24 protein-coding genes and 1 tRNA gene are annotated in these 21,140 nt (G+C 27.0%); 14 read left to right on the top strand and 11 right to left on the bottom strand.

What is annotated here, in order from left to right; translation table 11 throughout:
• Nucleotides 1-198, bottom strand: a complete 198-nt coding sequence (gene rpmF, locus K645_RS02530) for a 50S ribosomal protein L32 (protein ID WP_022565316.1) — start codon at nt 196-198, stop codon at nt 1-3.
• Nucleotides 199-293: 95 nt separating this feature from the next.
• Here rpmF and proS point away from each other — a divergent pair, with 95 nt between their 5' ends.
• A complete protein-coding gene (proS, locus tag K645_RS02525) occupies nt 294-1,763 on the top strand; it encodes a proline--tRNA ligase (RefSeq protein ID WP_022565315.1) in 1,470 nt (489 codons plus the stop codon).
• Here proS and K645_RS02520 read toward each other — a convergent pair.
• On the bottom strand, nt 1,760-2,704 hold the full coding sequence (locus K645_RS02520; RefSeq protein ID WP_041936108.1) for a dihydroorotate oxidase: 945 nt from the start codon (nt 2,702-2,704) through the stop codon (nt 1,760-1,762). The genes proS and K645_RS02520 overlap by 4 nt on opposite strands.
• A 67-nt stretch (nt 2,705-2,771) precedes the next feature.
• Here K645_RS02520 and pyrE point away from each other — a divergent pair, with 67 nt between their 5' ends.
• Both pyrE and K645_RS02510 read left to right on the top strand, forming a co-directional pair.
• Nucleotides 2,772-4,136 carry an orotate phosphoribosyltransferase gene (gene pyrE, locus K645_RS02515; protein WP_022565313.1) on the top strand — a complete coding sequence of 455 codons (1,365 nt, stop codon included), beginning with the start codon at nt 2,772-2,774 and terminating at the stop codon, nt 4,134-4,136.
• 127 nt (nt 4,137-4,263) lie between these two features.
• Entirely contained in the window at nt 4,264-4,836 is a 573-nt protein-coding gene (locus K645_RS02510) for a MarC family protein (protein ID WP_041936030.1), read from the top strand.
• On the opposite strand, the gene K645_RS03230 is transcribed toward K645_RS02510, so the two are convergent.
• From K645_RS03230 to fbp, 3 genes are read right to left on the bottom strand one after another with little or no spacing between them, the layout of a single operon-like run.
• Nucleotides 4,830-4,988, bottom strand: coding sequence for a hypothetical protein (locus K645_RS03230; RefSeq protein ID WP_022565311.1), 159 nt, complete (start codon nt 4,986-4,988; stop codon nt 4,830-4,832). The genes K645_RS02510 and K645_RS03230 overlap by 7 nt on opposite strands.
• Before the next feature lie 34 nt (nt 4,989-5,022).
• A complete protein-coding gene (locus tag K645_RS03180; protein WP_160142074.1) occupies nt 5,023-5,181 on the bottom strand; it encodes a hypothetical protein in 159 nt (52 codons plus the stop codon).
• Between the two features lie 10 nt (nt 5,182-5,191).
• Nucleotides 5,192-6,205 (bottom strand): class 1 fructose-bisphosphatase, encoded by a 1,014-nt coding sequence (gene fbp / locus K645_RS02505; protein WP_022565309.1) that lies wholly within the window; start codon nt 6,203-6,205, stop codon nt 5,192-5,194.
• Between the two features lie 147 nt (nt 6,206-6,352).
• Between fbp and K645_RS02500 the strand changes: the two genes are divergently transcribed.
• Entirely contained in the window at nt 6,353-7,111 is a 759-nt protein-coding gene (locus tag K645_RS02500) for a 1-acyl-sn-glycerol-3-phosphate acyltransferase (RefSeq protein WP_022565308.1), read from the top strand.
• Nucleotides 7,112-7,123: 12 nt separating this feature from the next.
• Entirely contained in the window at nt 7,124-7,603 is a 480-nt protein-coding gene (locus K645_RS02495) for a ribonuclease HI (protein ID WP_022565307.1), read from the top strand.
• Here K645_RS02495 and K645_RS02490 read toward each other — a convergent pair.
• Complete coding sequence (locus K645_RS02490) at nt 7,596-8,402, bottom strand: TrmH family RNA methyltransferase (RefSeq protein WP_022565306.1); 807 nt, start codon at nt 8,400-8,402, stop codon at nt 7,596-7,598. The two genes, K645_RS02495 and K645_RS02490, sit on opposite strands and share 8 nt — an antisense overlap.
• A 68-nt stretch (nt 8,403-8,470) precedes the next feature.
• Between K645_RS02490 and K645_RS02485 the strand changes: the two genes are divergently transcribed.
• A complete protein-coding gene (locus K645_RS02485; RefSeq protein ID WP_022565305.1) occupies nt 8,471-8,839 on the top strand; it encodes a deaminase in 369 nt (122 codons plus the stop codon).
• A gap of 22 nt (nt 8,840-8,861) precedes the next feature.
• A tRNA-Leu gene (locus K645_RS02480) sits at nt 8,862-8,943 on the top strand.
• A 6-nt stretch (nt 8,944-8,949) separates the two neighbouring features.
• Here K645_RS02480 and ureC read toward each other — a convergent pair.
• Together ureC and K645_RS02470 are read right to left on the bottom strand one after the other, a co-directional pair.
• On the bottom strand, nt 8,950-10,656 hold the full coding sequence (gene ureC / locus K645_RS02475; protein WP_022565304.1) for an urease subunit alpha: 1,707 nt from the start codon (nt 10,654-10,656) through the stop codon (nt 8,950-8,952).
• Entirely contained in the window at nt 10,653-11,282 is a 630-nt protein-coding gene (locus K645_RS02470; protein ID WP_022565303.1) for an urease subunit gamma, read from the bottom strand. The genes ureC and K645_RS02470 overlap by 4 nt, the downstream gene beginning before the upstream one ends.
• Before the next feature lie 285 nt (nt 11,283-11,567).
• Here K645_RS02470 and thrA point away from each other — a divergent pair, with 285 nt between their 5' ends.
• From thrA to thrC, 3 genes are read left to right on the top strand one after another with little or no spacing between them, the layout of a single operon-like run.
• Nucleotides 11,568-14,015 carry a bifunctional aspartate kinase/homoserine dehydrogenase I gene (gene thrA / locus K645_RS02465; protein ID WP_022565302.1) on the top strand — a complete coding sequence of 816 codons (2,448 nt, stop codon included), beginning with the start codon at nt 11,568-11,570 and terminating at the stop codon, nt 14,013-14,015.
• A gap of 5 nt (nt 14,016-14,020) precedes the next feature.
• A complete protein-coding gene (locus K645_RS02460; RefSeq protein WP_022565301.1) occupies nt 14,021-14,977 on the top strand; it encodes a homoserine kinase in 957 nt (318 codons plus the stop codon).
• 7 nt (nt 14,978-14,984) lie between these two features.
• On the top strand, nt 14,985-16,313 hold the full coding sequence (gene thrC, locus K645_RS02455) for a threonine synthase (protein WP_022565300.1): 1,329 nt from the start codon (nt 14,985-14,987) through the stop codon (nt 16,311-16,313).
• A gap of 4 nt (nt 16,314-16,317) precedes the next feature.
• Here thrC and K645_RS02450 read toward each other — a convergent pair whose 3' ends face one another.
• The gene (locus K645_RS02450; protein ID WP_041936029.1) at nt 16,318-17,112 is read right to left on the bottom strand and encodes a thymidylate synthase; all 795 of its coding nucleotides are present in this window, start codon (nt 17,110-17,112) and stop codon (nt 16,318-16,320) included.
• Between the two features lie 62 nt (nt 17,113-17,174).
• On the opposite strand from K645_RS02450, the gene K645_RS02445 reads away from it, so the two are divergent.
• From K645_RS02445 to K645_RS02435, 3 genes are read left to right on the top strand one after another with little or no spacing between them, the layout of a single operon-like run.
• On the top strand, nt 17,175-18,113 hold the full coding sequence (locus K645_RS02445; RefSeq protein WP_041936028.1) for a ribose-phosphate pyrophosphokinase: 939 nt from the start codon (nt 17,175-17,177) through the stop codon (nt 18,111-18,113).
• Nucleotides 18,110-18,718 carry a 50S ribosomal protein L25 gene (locus K645_RS02440; RefSeq protein WP_022565297.1) on the top strand — a complete coding sequence of 203 codons (609 nt, stop codon included), beginning with the start codon at nt 18,110-18,112 and terminating at the stop codon, nt 18,716-18,718. The genes K645_RS02445 and K645_RS02440 overlap by 4 nt, the downstream gene beginning before the upstream one ends.
• 3 nt (nt 18,719-18,721) lie before the next feature.
• Nucleotides 18,722-19,186, top strand: coding sequence for a nucleoside deaminase (locus tag K645_RS02435; protein WP_022565296.1), 465 nt, complete (start codon nt 18,722-18,724; stop codon nt 19,184-19,186).
• Here the strand turns inward: K645_RS02435 and K645_RS02430 are convergent.
• A complete protein-coding gene (locus K645_RS02430) occupies nt 19,179-19,832 on the bottom strand; it encodes a DedA family protein (RefSeq protein ID WP_041936106.1) in 654 nt (217 codons plus the stop codon). The genes K645_RS02435 and K645_RS02430 overlap by 8 nt on opposite strands.
• Nucleotides 19,833-19,860: 28 nt before the next feature.
• On the bottom strand, nt 19,861-20,010 hold the full coding sequence (locus K645_RS03175; protein ID WP_160142073.1) for a hypothetical protein: 150 nt from the start codon (nt 20,008-20,010) through the stop codon (nt 19,861-19,863).
• 80 nt (nt 20,011-20,090) lie between these two features.
• On the opposite strand from K645_RS03175, the gene aroB reads away from it, so the two are divergent.
• Nucleotides 20,091-21,077 carry a 3-dehydroquinate synthase gene (gene aroB / locus K645_RS02425; protein ID WP_369750520.1) on the top strand — a complete coding sequence of 329 codons (987 nt, stop codon included), beginning with the start codon at nt 20,091-20,093 and terminating at the stop codon, nt 21,075-21,077.
• Nucleotides 21,078-21,140 lie beyond the last annotated feature (63 nt).

Below are 21,140 nucleotides of genomic sequence, written 5' to 3'. Positions count from 1 at the left end.
TTACAAGGATTCTTTCTCGTTTTTATTATATACAATTTTTCCTCTATAATAAAGTTTATTATCATGCCAATATGCATGATGATATAAATATTTTTGTTTTGTTAAAGGACATTTTGCTAACAAAGGTTCTTTGATTTTAAAGTGACTTCTTCTTTTATTTCTTCTAGATTTAGATTGTCTTCTTTTAGGGTGGGCCATAAATAAACATATTTAATAAATTACTAATTTAGAAATAAAATTAAATGTGTTAAATTATTTATATAAATAGAAATAGATATAAAATCTAATCTTTTATGAAACAATTGACTAAACGTAGTGAAAATTATTCAAAATGGTACAACGAAATAACTGTTAAATCTGGTTTAGCAGAATTTTCAGGAATACGTGGTTTTATGATTATCAAACCATATGGATATTCTTTATGGGATAGAATGAAAACAATACTAGATAAAATGTTAAAATTCACTGGACATCAAAATGTATATTTCCCTTTACTAATTCCAAAGTCTCTTTTTTCAAAAGAAAAGGAACATACTGAAATTTTCTCTGAAGGATGTGGAGTTGTTACACATTCTAGATTAAAAAAAAATAGAGAAAAAGAAAGTTTAATTATAGATCCGGAATCTAAATTACAAGAAGAACTGGTAATTAGACCAACTTCAGAAAGTATAATATGGAAAACTTATAAACGTTGGATTCAATCTTATAGAGATTTACCTATTTTATTTAATCAGTGGGGAAATGCCATGAGGTGGGAAATGCGAACTCGTTTATTTCTTAGAACGACTGAATTTTTATGGCAAGAAGGGCATACCGCACATTCTACAAAACAAGAAGCTATCGAAGAAACTTTAAAAATATTAAATATTTATACAGATTTTTCAGAAAAATTTATGGCTATTCCCGTATTACAAGGAATAAAACCATATATGGATAAATTTTCTGGTTCAGAAAAAACATATTGTATTGAAGCACTTATGCTAGATGGAAAAGCTTTACAAATTGGGACTTCACATTTTTTGGGACAAAATTTTTCAAAAGCTTTTGATGTAAGATTTACTAATTTAAACGGAAAACAAGAATATGTATGGGGAACTTCTTGGGGAGTATCTACTAGATTAATAGGTGCATTAATCATGTCTCATTCTGATGATAAAGGATTAGTTTTGCCCCCAAAAATTGCTCCAATACAAATTATTATTATTCCTATATATCACAAAGAAAAATATACTATTATTCATGAAATTTCGAAAAATATATTAAATATTCTAGAAAAAGAAGGAATAAGAGCAAAATATGACAATAATCCGACATTTACTCCTGGATGGAAATTTCATGAATATGAAATGAAAGGGATTCCCATACGAATCAGTATAGGAAAAAACGAAATTCAAAATGGGAAAGTAGAAATTTTTAGAAGAGATACATATGAAAAAATATATTTACCCTGGATAAATTTAAAAAATTCAATCCCAAAATTACTAGATGAAATACAAAAAAATATTTATAAAAAAGCTTTAAATAGAACACAAAAGTTTATTATAAAATCAGATCATTACAATGATTTTAAGAATCAAATCAATCATTCAGGAGGATTTATTTTAGCTCATTGGGATGGAACCAAAAATACAGTTCAAAAAATTCAAGAAGAAACAGAAGCAACTATACGCTGTATTCCTATGTCTAATGAAAAAGAAAAAGGAAAATGTATTTATTCTGGAAATCCTTCTTTACAAAGAGTTGTTTTTTCTAAATCCTATTAAAAAACTTTTAACTTTCCTTTAAAATTATCTATAGATAAATAATTTTTTTTTTCTAAAAAAAAAGTCAATTCTTTTTTCAGTCTTCCAAACACTGAAATCCCTTCTTTCATAAATTGTGTTCCAATTTGAACAGCAGATGCCCCACATAATATATGTTCAAAAATATCTTTTCCAGAAGAAATTCCTCCACATCCTATTATAGAAATATCTTTACGAAGATAAGTATAAAACTTATGAATATTAGCTAGTGCAAATGGCTTTATAATTGGTCCACCTATCCCTCCAAATCCTTTTTTTGGTCGTATGACTACTGATTCTTTATTTGTATCAATAAAAATTCCATTAGGTAAACTATTAACACAAGTGACAAAAAAAATAGGAAATTGATTTAAAATCAAAGCTATATTTTTAATATGTGTATCTTGAAAATAAGGAGGGAGTTTAATCCCCAAAGGTTTTTTGTTAAATTTAAATATGTTTTCTATGAAATTTGATATTTTATAAAAGTTATAACCTAACATGTCTTCTTTTTCAATAAGATTAGGACAAGATAAGTTTAATTCTATAGCAGTCACTTTTGAAGATCCGTTCGCTTTTTGAATTAGAAAATAATTTTCTTCTATAGATAATCCGGATATAGACAGAAAAACAGGTTTGTTGATTTCTTTTTTTTCTAAAAAACTTAGATAAAAATTAATCCCAAGATTAGGCAAGCCCATAGAATTTATACTTCCTGTATTCCATTCAAAATATCTAGGGGAAACATTTCCTTTTCTTGGTTTATATGTACAACTTTTTGTAACAACTCCACCAGAACAACTATTTAATAAATTGGATAATTCTTGATCTGTCGTGCAAAGAACTCCTGAGGCATTCATAATACATAATGGAAGTTTAATTCCATTTATGTTAGTAGAAACGTCTATTTTTTTCATAATTATATGAATCAATTGTATATAAATAATATCCAAGTATAAAATTTTTAACTTTACCAAAACAAATTTTTTTATGGAAGAAAAAGAACAATTCTTTTTAGAAATTTATAATTTAGGAATCATAAAATTTGGAAATTTTACATTAAAAAGTGGAATGAATTCTTCTATATATATAGATTTTCGTCCCATAGCTTCGAAACCGGATTTATTAATAAAATTATCAGATTTACTTATTCATGAAGTTACATCTTATGATTTTGAACTAATTTGTGGAGTTCCATATGCGGCTTTGCCTATAGCTACTACTTTATCTTTGAGATCCAAAATTCCGTTAATTATTAAAAGAAAAGAAAACAAAGGATATGGAACAGAACGAATGATTGAAGGAATATATAAAACAGGACAAAATTGTCTGATTATAGAAGATGTAATTACAAGTGGAGACAGTTTATTAAAAACTGTAATAGATATTGAAAAAGAAGGATTAATAATTAAAAATATTATGTCTATTCTTGATAGAGAACAAGGAGGAATAGAAAACATCAAAAAAAGAGGATATAATATTCGAACTTTATTTAGAATAGGAGAGATTTTCAAAATTTTAAAAAAAAAACATTTTTTAAAGAGAAAAGAAATAGATATGATTCAATTCTTTTTAAGAAAAAAGAACATAAAAAATTTTAAAAATAAGCGAATATCTTATGAAGAAAAAAAAGAAATCGTTTCTCATCCAATAGGAAAAAAACTTATAGATATTACGTTGAAAAAAAAAACAAACTTAGTAGTTTCTCTTGATTTAAGATGTGCTAAAAATATTTTAAAATTAGTCAATTTAATTGGAGATATCATTTGTGGATTAAAACTTCATGTGGATATCATAAATGATTTTTCATTCTCATTTATAAATTGTCTTAAAAATATTTCTATAGAAAAAAAATTTTTGTTATTTGAAGATAGAAAATTATGTGATGTAGGTCCTACGAATTTCCTTCAGTTACATTACGGAATACATAAAATTTCTTCTTGGGCAGATATTGTGACGGCTCATGTACTTGCTGGTGAAATGAGTATACAAAACTTAAATGTACCTTCTCACATGGGGTTAATTACAATATCTGAAATGTCTTCTTATGGAAGATTGTCTGATGATAATTACATAAGAAAAGCATTAAATATTTCTTTGAAAAATCCAAAAGTTATTGGGACAGTTGCACAAAGAAAAGTGGATGACAGATTATTATTATTTACACCTGGTATTCATTTTTTTAAAAAAAATAATAACGTAGGAAATAATTATATTCATCCAATACAAGCTTTCGATAAAAATAGATGTGATTTTATTATTGTAGGAAAAGCTATTTCACAATCATTGAATCCCAAAACAACGGCAGAAGAATATAGAAATGCAGGATGGAAAGCTTATGAAAATGGGCTTTGAACATTTATACCATATGAGTTTTTTTTTTAAAAAAATTAATGATACTGATTATATTTTTATTTAATTTGTATATGTGTAGGCATAAAAGTTGTTTCAATCATAAAAATTTTTTGAATAAATTTTGAGTATGGAATGGATTAATTCATTAATTAGTTGTTTTATGATACTTTTTAGCATTATAGATATATTAGGTAATGCTCCCATAATTATGGGATTTAAATCAAAAGGGAATATTATAGACACTAAAAAAGTTATAATTACTTCTCTTGTAATATTTTTATCTTTTCTTTTTTTAGGGCAACCTATGCTTAAAATCATTGGAGTCGATGTCCATTCTTTTTCTGTAGCGGGATCTGTAGTTTTGTTTTTAATTGGTTTAGAGATGATATTAGGGATAGATATTCATAAAGTTACTGAAAACGCTCAAACTTCTATTGTTCCAATAGCTTTTCCACTTATAGCTGGTCCTGGGTCTTTAACGACGTTAATTTCATTAAGAGCAACTTATGATGTAAATATTATTTTATTGTCTCTTATTTTGAATATGATAGTTGTTTATTTCGTTATAGATAGATGTGATTTTATAGCGAAAAAAATAGGAAATAATGGATTAGATATTTTAAAAAAAATATTTGGAATTGTTTTATTAGCCTTTGCAGTAAAAATTTTTGGAGCAAACGCTAGTCAATTATTTCAATAATGATTTTTGGTTATTTTATTGAAAATGTTTATAATAGATTCATTAATATTTTTAAATTCAGGAAAATAAAAAGATTTATATATAAAAATTATATAAACATTTTTATGCATTTTTTCTAAAATCGATTTATTCGAAAAAAAAGAAGCTCTCAATAAACGTTTTATTTTATTTCTATGAACTGATTTTTTAAAATTTTTTTTTTACTAAAGTTCCAACAAGATTTACTGTTGAATTTTGTAAAAAATTTTTTTCTTTTGATAAAAAAACAGATAAAATAGGATATACAAATAAATATTTCCCATTTTTTATTATTTTTTCAAAAGTTTCTTTTTCTTTGAACTGCATTGATGAAAATTTATTCACAATTTACCATAAACTCTTCTAATTTAGAAACCATTTCTGTAGGACCACAAATAAATGGAGTTCTTTGATGTAATTCAGTAGGGACTATATCTAAAATACGTTTATTTTTCCCATCAGAAGCTTTTCCTCCTGCTTGTTCAGATAAAAAAGCCATAGGATTACATTCATAAAGTAATCTCAATTTTCCTTCTGGAGAAGAAGCTGTTTTAGGATAAATATATATTCCTCCTTGTATCAAATTTCTGTGAAAATCTCCGACTAAAGATCCAATGTATCTTGCTGTGTAAGGACGATTATCTTTTTTTTCTTGACAGTACCTTATAAATTTCCTAATTCCATTAGGAAATTTTGCATAATTTCCTTCATTAATAGAATAAATTTTTTCAGTTTTAGGAAAACGAAGATTATAATGAGATAAATAAAATGTTCCAACTGAAGGATCTAAAGTAAATCCATGTACTCCATTTCCAGTGCTATATACCAGTATCGTAGAAGATCCATATATAATATATCCTGCAAGAATTTGTTGACTTCCTTTTTGTAAAAAATCTTCTATCGTTAAATTCTTTCGAATAGAAGATTTTCTTATATATACAGAAAATATAGTTCCAATAGATACATTAACATCTATATTAGAAGAACCATCAAGTGGATCTATTAAAACAATATATTGATTTTTAAAAATATTTTCTTGTTTTCCTTTTATCACTATAAAATTTTTGCTTTCTTCAGAGGCGATTCCACAAACAACATTTCTACTTTTAAAAGATTCAATGAAAGCTCTATGAGCAAAATCATCCAATTTTTGTTGGTTTTCTCCTTGAACATTAGTAATGCCAGAACTCCCTATTATCTCCTCTGTTAATCCTGCTTTATTGACTTCTTTATGAATCGCTTTAGAAGCTAATTTTATAGAGCTAAATAATCGTAACAATGCTTCAGTTGAATGTGAAAAGCGATTTCTATTATCTTCTATAATAAACTCTCCTAATGTATAATTTCTCAAAAAATAATTTCTTTATTTTTTTTATATAAAGATCTGATTTTTTTTATAAAAAACTTTATAGCATGTTTCAATTTATATAAAATTATATAATAAACTTTTGCTAAAGTTATTACGAATTTTATATATTTCTATTAATTTATCGTTGGAATGAGAATTATACAAACATCATTAATATTATTATGGAGGGCTTGGTTTTTTCTTATCAATGTATTTTTGATTCCTTTATGGGCAGGAGCTTCTATTCCATTTCTTTTCAAAGAAAAACATTATCCCATTGCATATTGGTTTCACCAAATGTGGGCCAGAAGTAATCTTTTTCTTATGGGATTTTGGTATGTATTAGAAAAAGATAAAGAAATTTTAGATAAAAATCAACAATATGTAATTATCAGTAATCACAGTTCTATTATGGATATTATGTTAATTTATTCTCTGATGAGAAATCATCCTTTGGTTTTTGTTGGAAAAGCAGAATTAGCTAAACTTCCTTTTTTTGGATTTGTTTATAAAAAAAGTAATATTCTTATTGATAGAAAAAATTTATCAAGTTGTATACAAGTATTTAAAAAAATAGAAAATAAAGTGGATTCTGGGAAAAGTGTTTGTATTTTTCCAGAAGGTGGAGTTCCTAAACCTTATATTTTATTGGACCATTTTAAAAGTGGGGCTTTTTTTATTGCCATTATAAAAAAAATCCCTATTATTCCTTTCACTATAGCTGACATAAAAACAAAATTTCCCAGTTCTTCTATGATAAAAGGAAAACCAGGAAAAATAAGGATAAAACAACATCATTCTATATCAACAAAAAATTTATCCTTAAAAGATAAAAATAATCTGAAAGAAAAATGTTTTAATTTAATTAAATATCAATTGGAAAAATTTGAACGTGAAAGAAACAAATAATATGAATAATTTGTGAATAAAAAAATTCATATTTATACTGACGGTTCTTCAAAAGGAAATCCTGGACCGGGAGGATATGGAATTTTTATAGAAATATTTTTTTATCATTTTTATAATAGAAAAACAATTTCTGAAGGATTTCGTTATACAACAAATAATAGGATGGAACTATTATCAGTAATAGTAGGATTAGAAAAAATAAAAAATAAAAAACAAAATATCGTTGTTTTTACTGACTCTAAATACATAATAAATACTGTACAAAATAAATGGATTTATAAATGGGAAAAAAATAATTTTCACAATAAAAAAAATGTAGATTTATGGAAGAGATTTTTAGATTTATATTATGAACATTTTATTACATTTTATTGGATAAAAAGTCATAATTCTCATTACATTAATGATTATTGTGATCGCTTATCTGTAGAAGCTTCCCAAAAAAAAAACTTAAAAATAGATTATACATATGAAAAACAAAATATTATTTAATATATTTTTTTTGTCTAATAATTTCATATATGACTATAGACATTGCAGTACTAACATTTAACGAATCTACGTTTCCAAACATAGGAATAGTTATAATTTTATTAGCTTTTTTTAACCAAATATTGGATACACCTTTATTTTCAGAACCAAAAACAATAGCTATATTTTTATAATGATAAAATTGAATATGATACAAATTTATTGCTTTTTTATGCCTACAGAATCCTGTTGTTATAATCTGTATTTTATTTTGTTGTAACCAACATATAACGGATTCTATTTTTTCAAGGAAAATATTTCTTGTGAAAATACTTCCTAAACTACATCTGATAATATTAGAATTATACATATAAGTCTTCATGTTACATAGTATAATCATATGAATGTCTGCAGCATCCGCTATTCTTAACATAGCACCTATATTTCCAGGTTTTTCTATCCCATCTAGAATAAGTATTAAAGAAGAATAATGATGAACAAGTTTTATATTTTTCAATTGATTCATATATTTTTTTTCTTTAAACAAAGCAAGAATTCCACCAGAATTATTTCTATATGCTAATTTTTTAAAAATTTTCATACTAATAATAAAAGTTATAGAATGAAATGACTGAACCATATCATATTCATGAAATATTTTTTCACATATAAATATTTTTTGTGGATAAAAATTCCCTTTTATAGCCATTTTAAATTCTTTTATGCCTTCAACAAGAAAAGTATTCATATAATTTTTTTTTCTATAAATTTTTATCAAATCTTTAATTTCTGTATTTTGAGAACTATATATTTTTTTCATATTTACTTATATAATGACTTATAAAATTGATAAAAAATACGATGACACGATATACATGAATATAGCCATTGAACATTCAAAATTTTCTTATTGTAAAAAAAAAAGTAGGAGCTGTTATAGTTAAAAGCAATCAAATCGTATCTTATGGATATAATTGTACTCCAAATGGATTTGATGATATATGTGAAGATCATAATGGAGATACTAAATGGTATGTTATACATGCAGAAGCGAATGCAATATTAAAAATGTCTTCTTCATCTTTATCTTGTGAAGGGGGAGCCATATACATCACACATTTTCCATGTAGAGAATGTTGTAAATTAATTTATTTATCTAATCTAAAAAGAGTTATTTATTTATATGAAAAAAATAATGAAGGATTAACTTTTTTAAAAAAACTTAAAATAAAAATAGAAAAACTTATTTTAAGTTAATTACAAATAAATATGAAAAAAAACCCAGGTGGCGAAACAGGTATACGCGCTGGACTCAAAATCCAGTGATTTACATCATGCGGGTTCGAATCCCGCCCTGGGTATTTTTTTTAGAATAAAAAATATCTTTGAGAAAGTGGTAAAACATCAGAAGGATGAGAGATTATTTTTTCTCCATTTACATAGACATTATATGTTTTTGGATCTACTTCTAAATTGGGTGTATTTTCATTTAAAATCATGTTTTTTTTAGATAAATTCCGACACCCTTTTATTATTTTTACTTGTTTTTTAATTTCATTTTTTTCAAAAAAACCATTATTTATTGCATTTACTGAAACAAAAACACTGCTTAATTTCGGTTCGAAATACCCAAACATTTTTCTATACATAAATGGTTGAGGAGTCGGAATAGTTGCATTAGGGTCTCCCATTCCAGCATAAACAATCATTCCACTTTTTATAACTAGTTCAGGTTTAACTCCAAAAAAAGAAGGTTTCCATAAGACTAAATCTGCCATTTTTCCTACATGAATAGACCCTACATATTCAGAAATTCCATGAGTAATAGCAGGATTTATAGTATATTTTGAAATGTATCTTTTAACCCTAAAATTATCATTTTTTAAATGGTCTTCGTTAAGAGAACCTCTTTGTTTTTTCATTTTATCAGCTGTTTGCCATGTTCGTTTCACGATTTCACCGATTCTTCCCATCGCTTGAGAATCTGAACTAGTCATACTAATGGCTCCTATATCATGTAAAATTCCTTCTGCGCTAATAGTTTCAGATCTTATACGTGATTTGGCAAAAGCAATATCTTCTGGTAAATTAGAGTCTAAATGATGACAAATCATTAACATATCCAAATGTTCATCTATAGTGTTGCAAGTATAAGGCATAGTAGGACTTGTTGATGAAGGTAAAATATTGGAATACGATATCACTTTTAGTAAATCAGGAGCATGTCCCCCCCCAGCTCCTTCTGTATGATAAGTATGAATTGTTCTATTTTTGAATATTTTTAAAGTATCTTCTACATAACCTGATTCATTTAATGAATCTGTATGTATATTAACTTGAACATCCAATTTTTCTGCAACATTTAAACATTGATCTATAACATGGAAAGTACTTCCCCAATCTTCATGTATTTTTAATCCACCTGCACCAGCTTTTATTTGCTCAATTAAAGCTTCAGGACGAGAACTATTTCCACTCGCAAGAAAAATAAAATTAATGGGAATATGATCTGTACTTTTTAACATTCTTTGAATGTTCCATACACCTGAAGTACAATTTGTAGCTATAGTTCCAGTAGCCGGACCGGATCCTCCTCCAATAATAGTAGTTGTTCCACTTTCTAATGCGACTTCAAACAATTGTGGACATATATAATGAACATGACCATCTACACTCCCAGCTGTTACAATAATATTTTCTGAAGAAATCACTTCTGTTCCTGCTCCAATATACATATTAGAAGCTACGCCGTCCATAAAATATGGATTACCGGATTTTCCTATTCCAACAATTATACCATTTTTAATTCCTATATCCGCTTTTACGATTCCCCAATAATCTATAATAATAGCATTAGTTAACACTAAATCTAAAACTCCTTCATCTCTTATGGCAAATGGATGTTGTCCCATTCCATCTCTAATCACTTTCCCCCCCCCAAAAACACATTCATCTCCATAAATAGTATAATCTTTTTCTATTTCAATCCATAATGATGTATCTCCTAAACGAATTTTATCTCCTTTAGTGGGGCCATACATACTTGCATAAGATTCTCTATCTATTTTTTTCATATATCTGTATTTTCTTTTCCTGAAAATCCGTAAATTTTTTTACTTCCTCCAATTTCTACTAATACAATTTCTTTTGTTTCTCCTGGTTCAAAACGAACAGATCTCCCAGAAGGGATATCAAGTCTATACCCTTTAGTTCCTTCTCTCTCAAAAAGAAGAGCAGAATTTGTTTCATAAAAATGAAAATGAGATCCTACTTGAATAGGCCGAGTTCCTGTATTAGAAACTATTCGTTCTATACGAGATCTCCCAGCTAATAACACTATCTCTTCTTTGAGGAGGTCATATTGTCCTGGAATGATACTAGAATTTTTTTTTCTATTTTTTTTAATAGGATGATGTATTGTTACTAATTTTGTTCCATCAGGAAAAGTAGCTTCTATTTGAACATTATTAAGTAATTCATGCACTCCATCCATAACTTGTTCATCATTCAGAATATTTCCTGCTTCATCCATGATATCTTTTACTGTTTTTCCATCACGAGCTCCTTCCATTACATAATGAGTAATTAAAGCTAAAGATTCAGGATAATTCAATCTTAATCCTCTTTTTAAACGTTTTTTTGCCAATTCTCCAGCCATGTGCAGAAGAATTTTTTCCTTTTCATAAGAAGTTAAATGCATATACTTTCTTTAATTTAATTCATAAACATAACATTCGTTGCAGCCAAAACAACAGTAAGTTTAAAGTTATGAAATATTTATAATAATGAGAGATAAATAGAATCGTTATTATATGCTAAAAAGTCTTTGATCATTATATTATTTATGAAAAATTTTAGTTTTTTGTGTATACATGAAAAAAATTTTCATATCAATCAAAAGAATAAAAAACACACCTCCATAAATAATCATTATTTTTGTTAACATCTTTAAGTTGGGAAAATTGTTTTAAAAAATAATTAAAAAATGCAAGTTTTAAAATTTGGTGGTAGTTCTGTCGCTCATTCTGATGCTATAAAACGTATTTGTTCTTTATTAGAAAAAAAACCAAAAGGAAGATATGCTGTTGTTGTATCTGCATTAGGAAATATTACAGATCAATTAATACAATGTGGGCAATTAGCTTCTGAAAGAAAAAATATTTATAAAAATATATTAGAAGAAATAGAGATTCGACATCTTAATATTATAAGAGAATTATTTCCCATTACTTATCAAAGTCATTTAATCAGTTGGATTAAAAAAAACATGAATGATTTAGAAAATTTATGTGATGGAATTTTTCAAGTAGAAGAACTTTCAAAACGATCTTTAGATAAAATCATGAGTTTTGGAGAATTGAGTTCTTCTTTTCTCATCGCAGAAAAATTGAAACAATCTGGCCTCGATGCTACTTGTAAAGATAGCAGAGATTTAATTATTACAGATTCTCAATTTGGATGCGCTCAAGTGGATTTTATTACAAGTAATCACCATATTATTCAGTTTTTTCGTGAAAAAACATCAGAATATATCGTATTACCAGGATTTATAGGTTCTACGTTAGAAAATGAAACCACTACTCTCGGAAGAGGTGGGTCTGATTATACTGCGTCTATTTTAGCTGCTGCTATATCAGCTAGTTTACTTGAAATTTGGACAGATGTAAGCGGAATGATGACAGCAAATCCAAAAATTGTGAATCAAGCTTTTCCTATAAAAGAAATTTCTTATGAGGAAGCAATGGAATTATCACATTTCGGAGCAAAAGTTATTTATCCTCCTACAATTCAACCTGCTATGAAGAAACATATTCCTATACAAATTAAAAATACCTTCTCTCCTTTAGAGACGGGAACTTTGATTTATATTAACAAAAATACAAATATTAGTCAACCTGTTACGGGTATATCTGGAATTCAAAATATGGCATTACTTACATTAGAAGGAAGTGGAATGATAGGAATTCCTGGATATTCTAAACGTTTATTCGAAGCATTATCACGTGAAAAAATAAATGTTATATTTATAACTCAAAGTTCTTCAGAACATTCAATTACTACAGGTATTCATGAAACAGATGTTATTAAAGCAAAAGCTGTAATAGATAGTGAATTTGCTCAAGAAATTCATCAAAGGCGTATTGATCCATTAAGAATTGAAAAAGATCTTTGTATTATTGCTGTGGTGGGAGATAATATGAAAAATCTTCATGGAACTAGTGGAAAAATGTTTGCAGCTTTAGGAAGAAATAGTATTAATGTTAGAGCTATAGCACAAGGTTCTACTGAAAAGAATATATCAGCCGTTATTAGAAAAACTGATTTTAAAAAGGCATTAAATACTTTACATGAAGCTTTTTTTGAAAGTCCACCGAAACAAATTAACCTTTTTATTTGTGGAGTCGGAAAAGTAGGAAGTAAATTGCTTGAACAGATTGATCAACAACAAAATTATTTATTAGAAGAATTAAAACTTCAAGTTCGGGTTATTGGATTAGCTAATAGCAAAAAAATGTATTTCAATGATCATGGAATTAATTTAAGTAATTGGGAAAAATATTTGAAACAAAAAGGAATTGACATGAACATATATTCCTTTATGGAAGAAGTATGGAAATTTAATCTAAGAAATAGTTTATTTGTAGATAATACAGCTAGTGAAGAAATGGCTATGACTTATGATAAATTTTTAAAAAATGGGATTGGTGTTATAACTTGTAATAAAATAGCTTGTTCTTCAGATTATGATCATTACAAAAGATTAAAAACACTTTCCAGACATTTTAAAGCTCCATTTTTGTTTGAAACAAATGTAGGGGCTAGCCTTCCAGTCATTAGTACATTAAACGATCTCATCAATAGTGGAGATAAAATCAATAAAATAGAAGCTGTATTATCAGGAAGTTTAAATTTTATATTTAATCATTTTATAGGAGAAAAATCTTTTTTAGAAGTAGTAAAAGAAGCTCAATTAAAAGGATATACAGAACCTGATCCTAGAATTGATTTAAGTGGATTAGATGTCATGCGAAAAATATTAATTTTAGCAAGAGAATGTGGTTCTCCATTAGAATTAAGTGACATTCATCAAAAATCCTTTCTACCGGAAACTTGTTTAAGTTCAACATCTATAGATCATTTTTATCAAGAATTATATAGATTCAAAAATTATTTTTTTAAAATTAGAAATGAAGCGGAAAAAAATAAAAAGCGTTTGCGTTTTATTGCACGTTATGAAAATGGAATTGCTTTTGTGGGATTAGAATGCGTGAAACAAACTCACCCATTTTTTCAATTAGAAGGAAAAGATAATATGGTTTTATATAACACATATCGTTATGCGGAACAACCTCTTATTATAAAAGGAGCAGGAGCAGGTGCAGAAGTTACTGCATCTGGAGTTTTTTCAGATATTATTAAAGCGACTAAATAAAAGTTATGAAAGGAATCAAAATATTTTCTCCAGCTACTGTAGCTAATTTGGCTTGTGGTTTTGATGTTATTGGATTAGCTTTAGATTTACCAAAAGATGAAATTTTTTTATATAAATCTAATAATCCAGGAATACGTATTAATAGAATATATGGATCATCATTGCCTAATGATCCAAGAAAAAACGTAGCTTTTGTTGCTTTACAATTTTTGTTGAAAAAATATAAACAAATACAAAGATATGATAATGAAGAAGAAATAGGATTTGAAATCGAATTAATTAAAAATATTCATCCTGGAAGTGGAATAGGATCTAGTGCAGCTAGTGCAGCTGGAGTTGTTTATGGAGCTAATATTTTATTAGGAAACCCTTTTAGCACTATACAATTAATTCGTTTTGCAATGGAAGGAGAACGTGTAGCAAGTGGAACCGCTCATGCTGATAATGTTGCACCTGCCATTATGGGAGGAATGACATTGATTCGAAGTTATCAACCATTGGATATTACCAAACTTCATACTCCTAATGAATTATGGGTCAGCATTATACACCCACAAATCGAAGTGAAAACATCAGATGCTAGAGAAATTTTAAAACAAAAAATATTAATGACAGATGCTATTAAACAATGGGGGAATGTAGGAGCGTTAGTAGCTGGTTTATATCAAGAAGATTATAGATTAATAAGTAGATCATTAGAAGATGTTATTGTAGAACCTATACGAGCTATACTAATACCAGCTTTTTATGAATTAAAAATAAGATGTAAAGAAATAGGCGCCTTGGGGGGGGGAATTTCTGGTTCAGGACCTTCTGTTTTTATGCTCAGTAAAGGAAATCATACAGCCCAAAAAGTTACTGAGATCATGAATAGAGTATATTCTCCGTTAAAAGTGGATTATAAAACTTATACTTCTCCTATCAATCAACAAGGTGTAAAGTGGAATCAAATAAAATTATAAAATAAGTATGTTATATTACAGTTTAAAAAATTATAAAAAAGATCTAGTTTCCTTCGAATATGCTGTTTTAAGGGGATTATCGCCTGATGGTGGTTTATATATGCCTCAATGTATTCCTAAATTAAAAACTCAATTTTTTCATAAACTTCCGATTTATGATATTCATACAATTGCAATGGATGTTATAAAACCTTATATTGGAAAAGATATCCCCAATAAATTTATCGAAAGCATTATTCATAATACTTTAAATTTTTCTTTTCCATTGATAAAAATACATGATAATATTCACGTATTAGAACTTTTTCATGGTCCTACTTTAGCTTTTAAAGATGTAGGAGCTCAGTTTATGGCTGGATGCTTAAGTTTTATTTCTGAAAAATTAGGAAAAAATATTACGGTTTTAGTCGCAACTTCAGGGGATACCGGAGGAGCTGTTGCTAAAGGGTTTCATAAAAAACATGGGATAGAAGTCATTATTTTATATCCATATAATAGGATTAGTTGTTTACAAAAACAACAAATCACTTCATTAGGTGATAACATATTAGCTTTGGAAATACATGGAAGTTTTGATGATTGTCAAAATATGGTCAAAAAAGCTTTCTTAGACAAGGATGTGAACACAAAATATACGTTAACTTCTGCAAATTCTATTAATATAGGGAGATGGCTCCCTCAAATGTTTTATTATTTTTTAGCTTATAAACAAATAATCGTAAAAAATCCGATAGAATTAATTTTTTCAGTTCCTAGTGGAAACTTTGGTAATATTTGCGCAGGAATGATAGCTGAAAAAATGGGATTACCTATAAAATTTTTTATTGCATCTACAAATATTAATGATACTATACCTAGATTTTTAAAATCTGAAAAATATAATCCTCTTCCGGTAAAAAAAACTATATCAAATGCTATGGATATAGCTGATCCCAGTAATTTTTCTAGAATATGGCATTTATATAAAAAAAATATCTTTCAATTAAGAAAAAAATTATCTTCTTATAAATTCACGGATGAAGAAACTTTGACAGTTATAAAAATGGTATGGGAAAAATATAAATATATACTAGATCCACATGGAGCTATTGGGTATTTAGGTCTTAGACAATATTTACAAGAAATGAATAACACTTCAGAACCAGCTATTTTCTTAGAAACAGCTCATCCTATTAAATTTTTAGATCATATGCCTTTTTTTTTACAAAAAAAAATAGTTTCAACTCCAGAACTAGACATTTTTTTGAAGAAAAAAAATATAAGTCAAAAAATATCTTTATCCAATGATTTCAATGTTTTCAAAAATTGGTTATTAGAAAGAAAGAAAATAAAATGAATTTTCAAATGGCTACATCTCCCTTAATATGAGGAAAAGGGTTATAATTCTTTAATTCAAAATCTTCAAAACGAAATTGAAAAATATTCTTCACAGAAGAATTGAGTCTTATTATAGGAAGTGGTCTTGGAGTTCTTTTCATTTGGAGTTTCACTTGCTCAATGTGATTATTATAAATATGAGCGTCTCCTATGGTATGAATGAGTTCTTTTTCTTTTAAATTAAGAGTATGAGCGAACATGGTTAGCAACAAAGCATAAGAAGCGATATTAAATGGTAATCCAATAAAAATATCTGCACTTCTTTGATATAAAAGTAACGATAATTTTTTTTTATATACATAAAATTGAAATAATAAATGACAAGGAGGTAATGCCATATCTTGAATCATCCCCACATTCCAAGAAGAAACAATTAAACGTCTAGAATCGGGATTGAGTTTTATTTCTTTTATAATATGAACTATCTGATCAAAAAAATGTCCATCGTAAGTGGGCCATTTTCTCCATTGGAATCCATATATTGGTCCTAATTCTCCATTATTATCCGACCAATTTTTCCAAATATTAACTTTATTATTTGTTAAAAATTTAATATTTGTTTCTCCTTTTAAAAACCACAATAATTCGTAAATAATAGATCGTATATTTAATTTTTTAGTAGTTAAAAGAGGGAAGCCTTTTTCTAAATTAAATTTCATTTGATATCCAAATAGGCTTATTGTTCCTACACCAGTTCTGTCCTTCTTTTTTACGCCCTTTTTTAATACGTTTTTTAATAAATTTAAATATTGTTTCATAATCACATAATTATATATTTCTTTTTTAATTTAGAGTATTTTTGCATAAAAAAAATATAACTATGAATCAAAAGGTTCTCTTCTTTTCTACAAGAAGCGGGTTAAAATTATCAAATAATATAGCTTTTTATTATGGAAATTTTCTTGGTAAAGTACGATTCTTAGAATTTAGTGATGGAGAATATATTCCTTGTTTCGAAGAATCTGTTCGTGGATCTCAAGTATTTTTAATTGGGTCAACTTTTCCTCCAGTAGATAATTTAATGGAATTATTATTAATGTGCGACGCTGCTAGTAGGGCTTCAGCTTATAACATTACACTTGTGATTCCGTATTTTGGATGGGCAAGACAAGATCATAAAGATCTACCTAGAACTCCTATAGCCGCAAAACTTATGGCAAATTTGATTGTAGCTTCAGGAGCAACTAGAGTTATGACTATGGATTTACATGCAGATCAAATTCAAGGATTTTTTGATATACCTGTAGATCATTTATATGCATCTAGAATATTTATTGATTATATTAAAAAATTAAACATAGATCAATTAACCATAGCTTCTCCAGATATGGGTGGTGCTAAAAGAGCTAGGAGTTATGCAGGTTATTTGGGGACAGACGTTGTCGTTTGTTATAAAGAAAGAAAAAAAGCAAATGAAATAGAATTTATGAATCTTATAGGAAATGTAAGAAAAAAAAATATTATCCTCATAGATGATATGGTAGATACGGCTGGAACTTTAACAGAAGCAGCTAATTTAATAAAGAAACAGGGAGCTAAAAGTGTACGTGCTATAGCTACTCATCCTGTATTATCAGGGAATTCATATGACAAAATAGACCAATCGGCGATTGAAGAATTGGTGGTGACTGATACGATTCCTATAAATAAAAATAAAATTCATGATAAGATTAAAGTTTTGTCTTGCGCTCCACTTTTTGCAGAAGTGATGCAATCAGTCCATAAAGATGAATCCATTAGTAATAAATTTATAATATGAAATATGTAAATATATACGGACATAAAAGAGATTTGGGAAAAAAAGCAGTTCGTTCCATTCGACTTTCCGGAAACATACCATGCATTTTATACGGAAAAAACATGAATATCCCGTTTTATTCTTCACTAGAAAATTTGAGAAAAATAGTCTACACTATAGAAATATATGGTGTTATTTTAAAAATAGAGGGATACGATAAAAGTATCAATGCTATTCGAAAGGAAATCCAATTTGATCCTGTTAATGAAAAAATATTACATGTAGATTTTTATAAAATTGATAAATCAAAATCTATGACATTGGAAATTCCTGTAAAATCTTTTGGAAGACCTATTGGAGTAGCAAAAGGAGGAAAATATTATTCTCCTGTTAGAAAATTAAAGGTGAAAGCAAGTATAGATAATATGCCAGAATATATTCAATTTAATATTGATTCTTTAGATATAGGAGATAAAATAACAGTTGGAGATTTATATAATAATCAATATACTATATTACATCCTTCTCATACATTGATAGCAAATGTAAAAAATACTCGTACAATTGTGAAAGGGGCTCAAGAAGAAGAGAATAAAGAAAAAGATGATAAAACAAAAATAAAATAAATAATGTCTTTAGATTTTGATTTTATGAAAATAGCTTTAAAAGAGGCCTTTATTGCTTTTCATAAAAATGAGATCCCCATAGGGGCTGCAATTACATATCAAAATATGGTTATAGCAACAGCTCATAATTTAACTGAAACGTTATGTAATATTACTGCACATGCAGAAATGTTAGTAATCAACTTGGCATCTGATTATTTTAAAAAAAAATATATAAAAAAATGTACTTTATATGTAACCTTAGAACCATGTGTGATGTGTGCTGGAGCTTTGTTTTGGTCTCAAATAGGAAGAGTTGTTTGTGGGGCTACCAATCCCTCAAAAAGAGGGTTCTTGTGTTCGGGTGTTAAATTACATCCTAAAACAGAATTTGTATCTGGAATTATGAAAAACCAATGTAAAGCTATTATACAAGAATTCTTTTTTTATAAAAGAATTTGTAAACATAAATTTAAAAAATTTAGATAAATATTTTTTTATTCTTATTTATTCTTAGTTTCACTAAAATTGGCAAAGTTGTAATCAATACAATTAATAAAATAATCCATTCAAGATGATTTTTTAATTCTGGAAAACTTTTATCTAAATAATGTCCAGCTGACATGATAGAAAAAGTCCAAGCAAGTGCTCCAATAATGTTATATATCATAAATTTTTTAAATTCTATACGAATTGCTCCTGCAACAATAGGAGCAAAAGTACGAAACATAGGTAAAAAACGACTCATGATAAGAGCGGTAGTTTTATATTTATTATAAAACAATTTTGCTAAAATTAAATGTTTTTTTTTAAAAAAAAAGGAATCCTTCTTTTTATATAAGAGTTTTCCTGATTTATATCCGAACCAATATCCTTGCATATTTCCAAGAATAGCTACACCTGATACGATTAAAATGATCACAAAAAAAGGAACATTATAAAAATTTTTGCATAAATCTTTCCCAAAAATTCCAGCAGTGAATAATAAAGAATCTCCAGGTAAGAAAAAACCAATAAAAAATCCCGTTTCTGCAAAAATAATAGCTAAGAGAATAAATAAAGCCGCATTTCCGAAATATAAAAATATCCATCTAGGATTAAATAAATGTTGAAAAACATCCCAAATATCTGACATTTGACAAATATGATAATGAAAGTCAAAGTTAAATATTTCCATTTTTTATAAAAATATTTATTTTCATATTTATGTATAATAATATTGTTTTTTTTATGAAATGTTTATTTAAATTTATTAATATTCTAGGATGGATTCCTAACATATTTTTTTTCATAATAGGTTTTGCTTTTATCATTTTTTGGTTATATAAAATATTTTATTTTATTGATTAATCAAAAATTGGTTAATTTTGTTATCAAGGATAAATTTATGAAAATGAAAAAAAAGGAAGAATTCATATATTTTCATGAAGAAGCTTATGATGTACTTCAAAATTATTTACTTTATCAAGTAGATTCCATAAAAAATATATTTATTCTAGTAGATGATATTACCAGTGTACATTGTATTCCTGTTCTTTTTAGACATATAAATTTTTTAAAAAAATCGAATCTTATTAAGATAAAATCAGGAGAAAAAGAAAAAAATATTTATACATGTATTCAAATTTGTAAAGATCTAGAAAAACTTAAGGCGACTAGAAAAAGTTTAATAATAAATTTAGGAGGGGGAGTTATAACAGATATTGGGGGTTTTGTCGCATCTATATTTAAACGAGGGATTCGTTTTGTTAATATTCCTACAACTTTATTAGGAATGGTTGATGCCGCTATAGGATATAAAACAGGTGTGAATTTAGGTTCTATAAAAAATGAAATAGGGTCTTTTTATATTCCAAAATTTTTAATCATTGATCCAAATTTTTTAAAAACACTTCCAAATAAAGAAATTCTTTCTGGAATGGCAGAAATGTTTAAACATGGATTGATAGCTGATAAGAATTTTTGGAAAGAAATGGATAAAATACAAACAGATATCATTAAAAATGAAAACGAATGGATACATCTAATTCAGAAATCTATATTAATTAAACAAAAAATAGTAGATCAAGATCCTAAAGAAAAAGGATTGAGAAAAATTCTAAATTTTGGACACACTATTGGACATGCTTTAGAGAGTTATTTTATGAGTATAAAAGAAATGTTACACGGAGTTGCTGTAACTATGGGAATGATTTATGAATCATGGATTTCTTTCAAAATTAATGGTTTATCTTTATCTGATTATAGAGAAATTAGATCTAAATTTTATACATTATACCCAATACAAAATCAAATATCTCAATTAGAAATTGAGAAATTATTGCGAATCATGGAACATGATAAAAAAAATGAAAAAATAAAATTCAATTTTCTTTATTAAAGGAGATAGGAAAATGTTCGTATAATTGTCAAGTCCCATATTCTTTGATTAAGGAAAGTTTTT

This window comes from Blattabacterium sp. (Nauphoeta cinerea), from assembly GCF_000471965.1.
Lineage (GTDB): Bacteria > Bacteroidota > Bacteroidia > Flavobacteriales > Blattabacteriaceae > Blattabacterium.
Note: the sequence above shows the minus strand (reverse complement) of the source record. Positions and strands in the feature narration are given on the sequence as shown.

What these genes read in the sequence shown, in the direction of transcription:
- rpmF (WP_022565316.1), bottom strand. Translation starts at nt 198, where the DNA reads ATGGCCCACCCTAAAAGAAGACAATCTAAATCTAGAAGAAATAAAAGA.
- proS (WP_022565315.1), top strand. Translation starts at nt 294, where the DNA reads ATGAAACAATTGACTAAACGTAGTGAAAATTATTCAAAATGGTACAAC.
- pyrE (WP_022565313.1), top strand. Translation starts at nt 2,772, where the DNA reads ATGGAAGAAAAAGAACAATTCTTTTTAGAAATTTATAATTTAGGAATC.
- K645_RS02510 (WP_041936030.1), top strand. Translation starts at nt 4,264, where the DNA reads ATGGAATGGATTAATTCATTAATTAGTTGTTTTATGATACTTTTTAGC.
- K645_RS03180 (WP_160142074.1), bottom strand. Translation starts at nt 5,181, where the DNA reads ATGCAGTTCAAAGAAAAAGAAACTTTTGAAAAAATAATAAAAAATGGG.
- K645_RS02500 (WP_022565308.1), top strand. Translation starts at nt 6,353, where the DNA reads ATGAGAATTATACAAACATCATTAATATTATTATGGAGGGCTTGGTTT.
- K645_RS02490 (WP_022565306.1), bottom strand. Translation starts at nt 8,402, where the DNA reads ATGAAAAAAATATATAGTTCTCAAAATACAGAAATTAAAGATTTGATA.
- ureC (WP_022565304.1), bottom strand. Translation starts at nt 10,656, where the DNA reads ATGAAAAAAATAGATAGAGAATCTTATGCAAGTATGTATGGCCCCACT.
- K645_RS02470 (WP_022565303.1), bottom strand. Translation starts at nt 11,282, where the DNA reads ATGCATTTAACTTCTTATGAAAAGGAAAAAATTCTTCTGCACATGGCT.
- thrA (WP_022565302.1), top strand. Translation starts at nt 11,568, where the DNA reads ATGCAAGTTTTAAAATTTGGTGGTAGTTCTGTCGCTCATTCTGATGCT.
- K645_RS02460 (WP_022565301.1), top strand. Translation starts at nt 14,021, where the DNA reads ATGAAAGGAATCAAAATATTTTCTCCAGCTACTGTAGCTAATTTGGCT.
- thrC (WP_022565300.1), top strand. Translation starts at nt 14,985, where the DNA reads ATGTTATATTACAGTTTAAAAAATTATAAAAAAGATCTAGTTTCCTTC.
- K645_RS02450 (WP_041936029.1), bottom strand. Translation starts at nt 17,112, where the DNA reads ATGAAACAATATTTAAATTTATTAAAAAACGTATTAAAAAAGGGCGTA.
- K645_RS02445 (WP_041936028.1), top strand. Translation starts at nt 17,175, where the DNA reads ATGAATCAAAAGGTTCTCTTCTTTTCTACAAGAAGCGGGTTAAAATTA.
- K645_RS02440 (WP_022565297.1), top strand. Translation starts at nt 18,110, where the DNA reads ATGAAATATGTAAATATATACGGACATAAAAGAGATTTGGGAAAAAAA.
- K645_RS02435 (WP_022565296.1), top strand. Translation starts at nt 18,722, where the DNA reads ATGTCTTTAGATTTTGATTTTATGAAAATAGCTTTAAAAGAGGCCTTT.
- K645_RS02430 (WP_041936106.1), bottom strand. Translation starts at nt 19,832, where the DNA reads ATGTCAGATATTTGGGATGTTTTTCAACATTTATTTAATCCTAGATGG.
- K645_RS03175 (WP_160142073.1), bottom strand. Translation starts at nt 20,010, where the DNA reads ATGATAAAAGCAAAACCTATTATGAAAAAAAATATGTTAGGAATCCAT.
- aroB (WP_369750520.1), top strand. Translation starts at nt 20,091, where the DNA reads ATGAAAAAAAAGGAAGAATTCATATATTTTCATGAAGAAGCTTATGAT.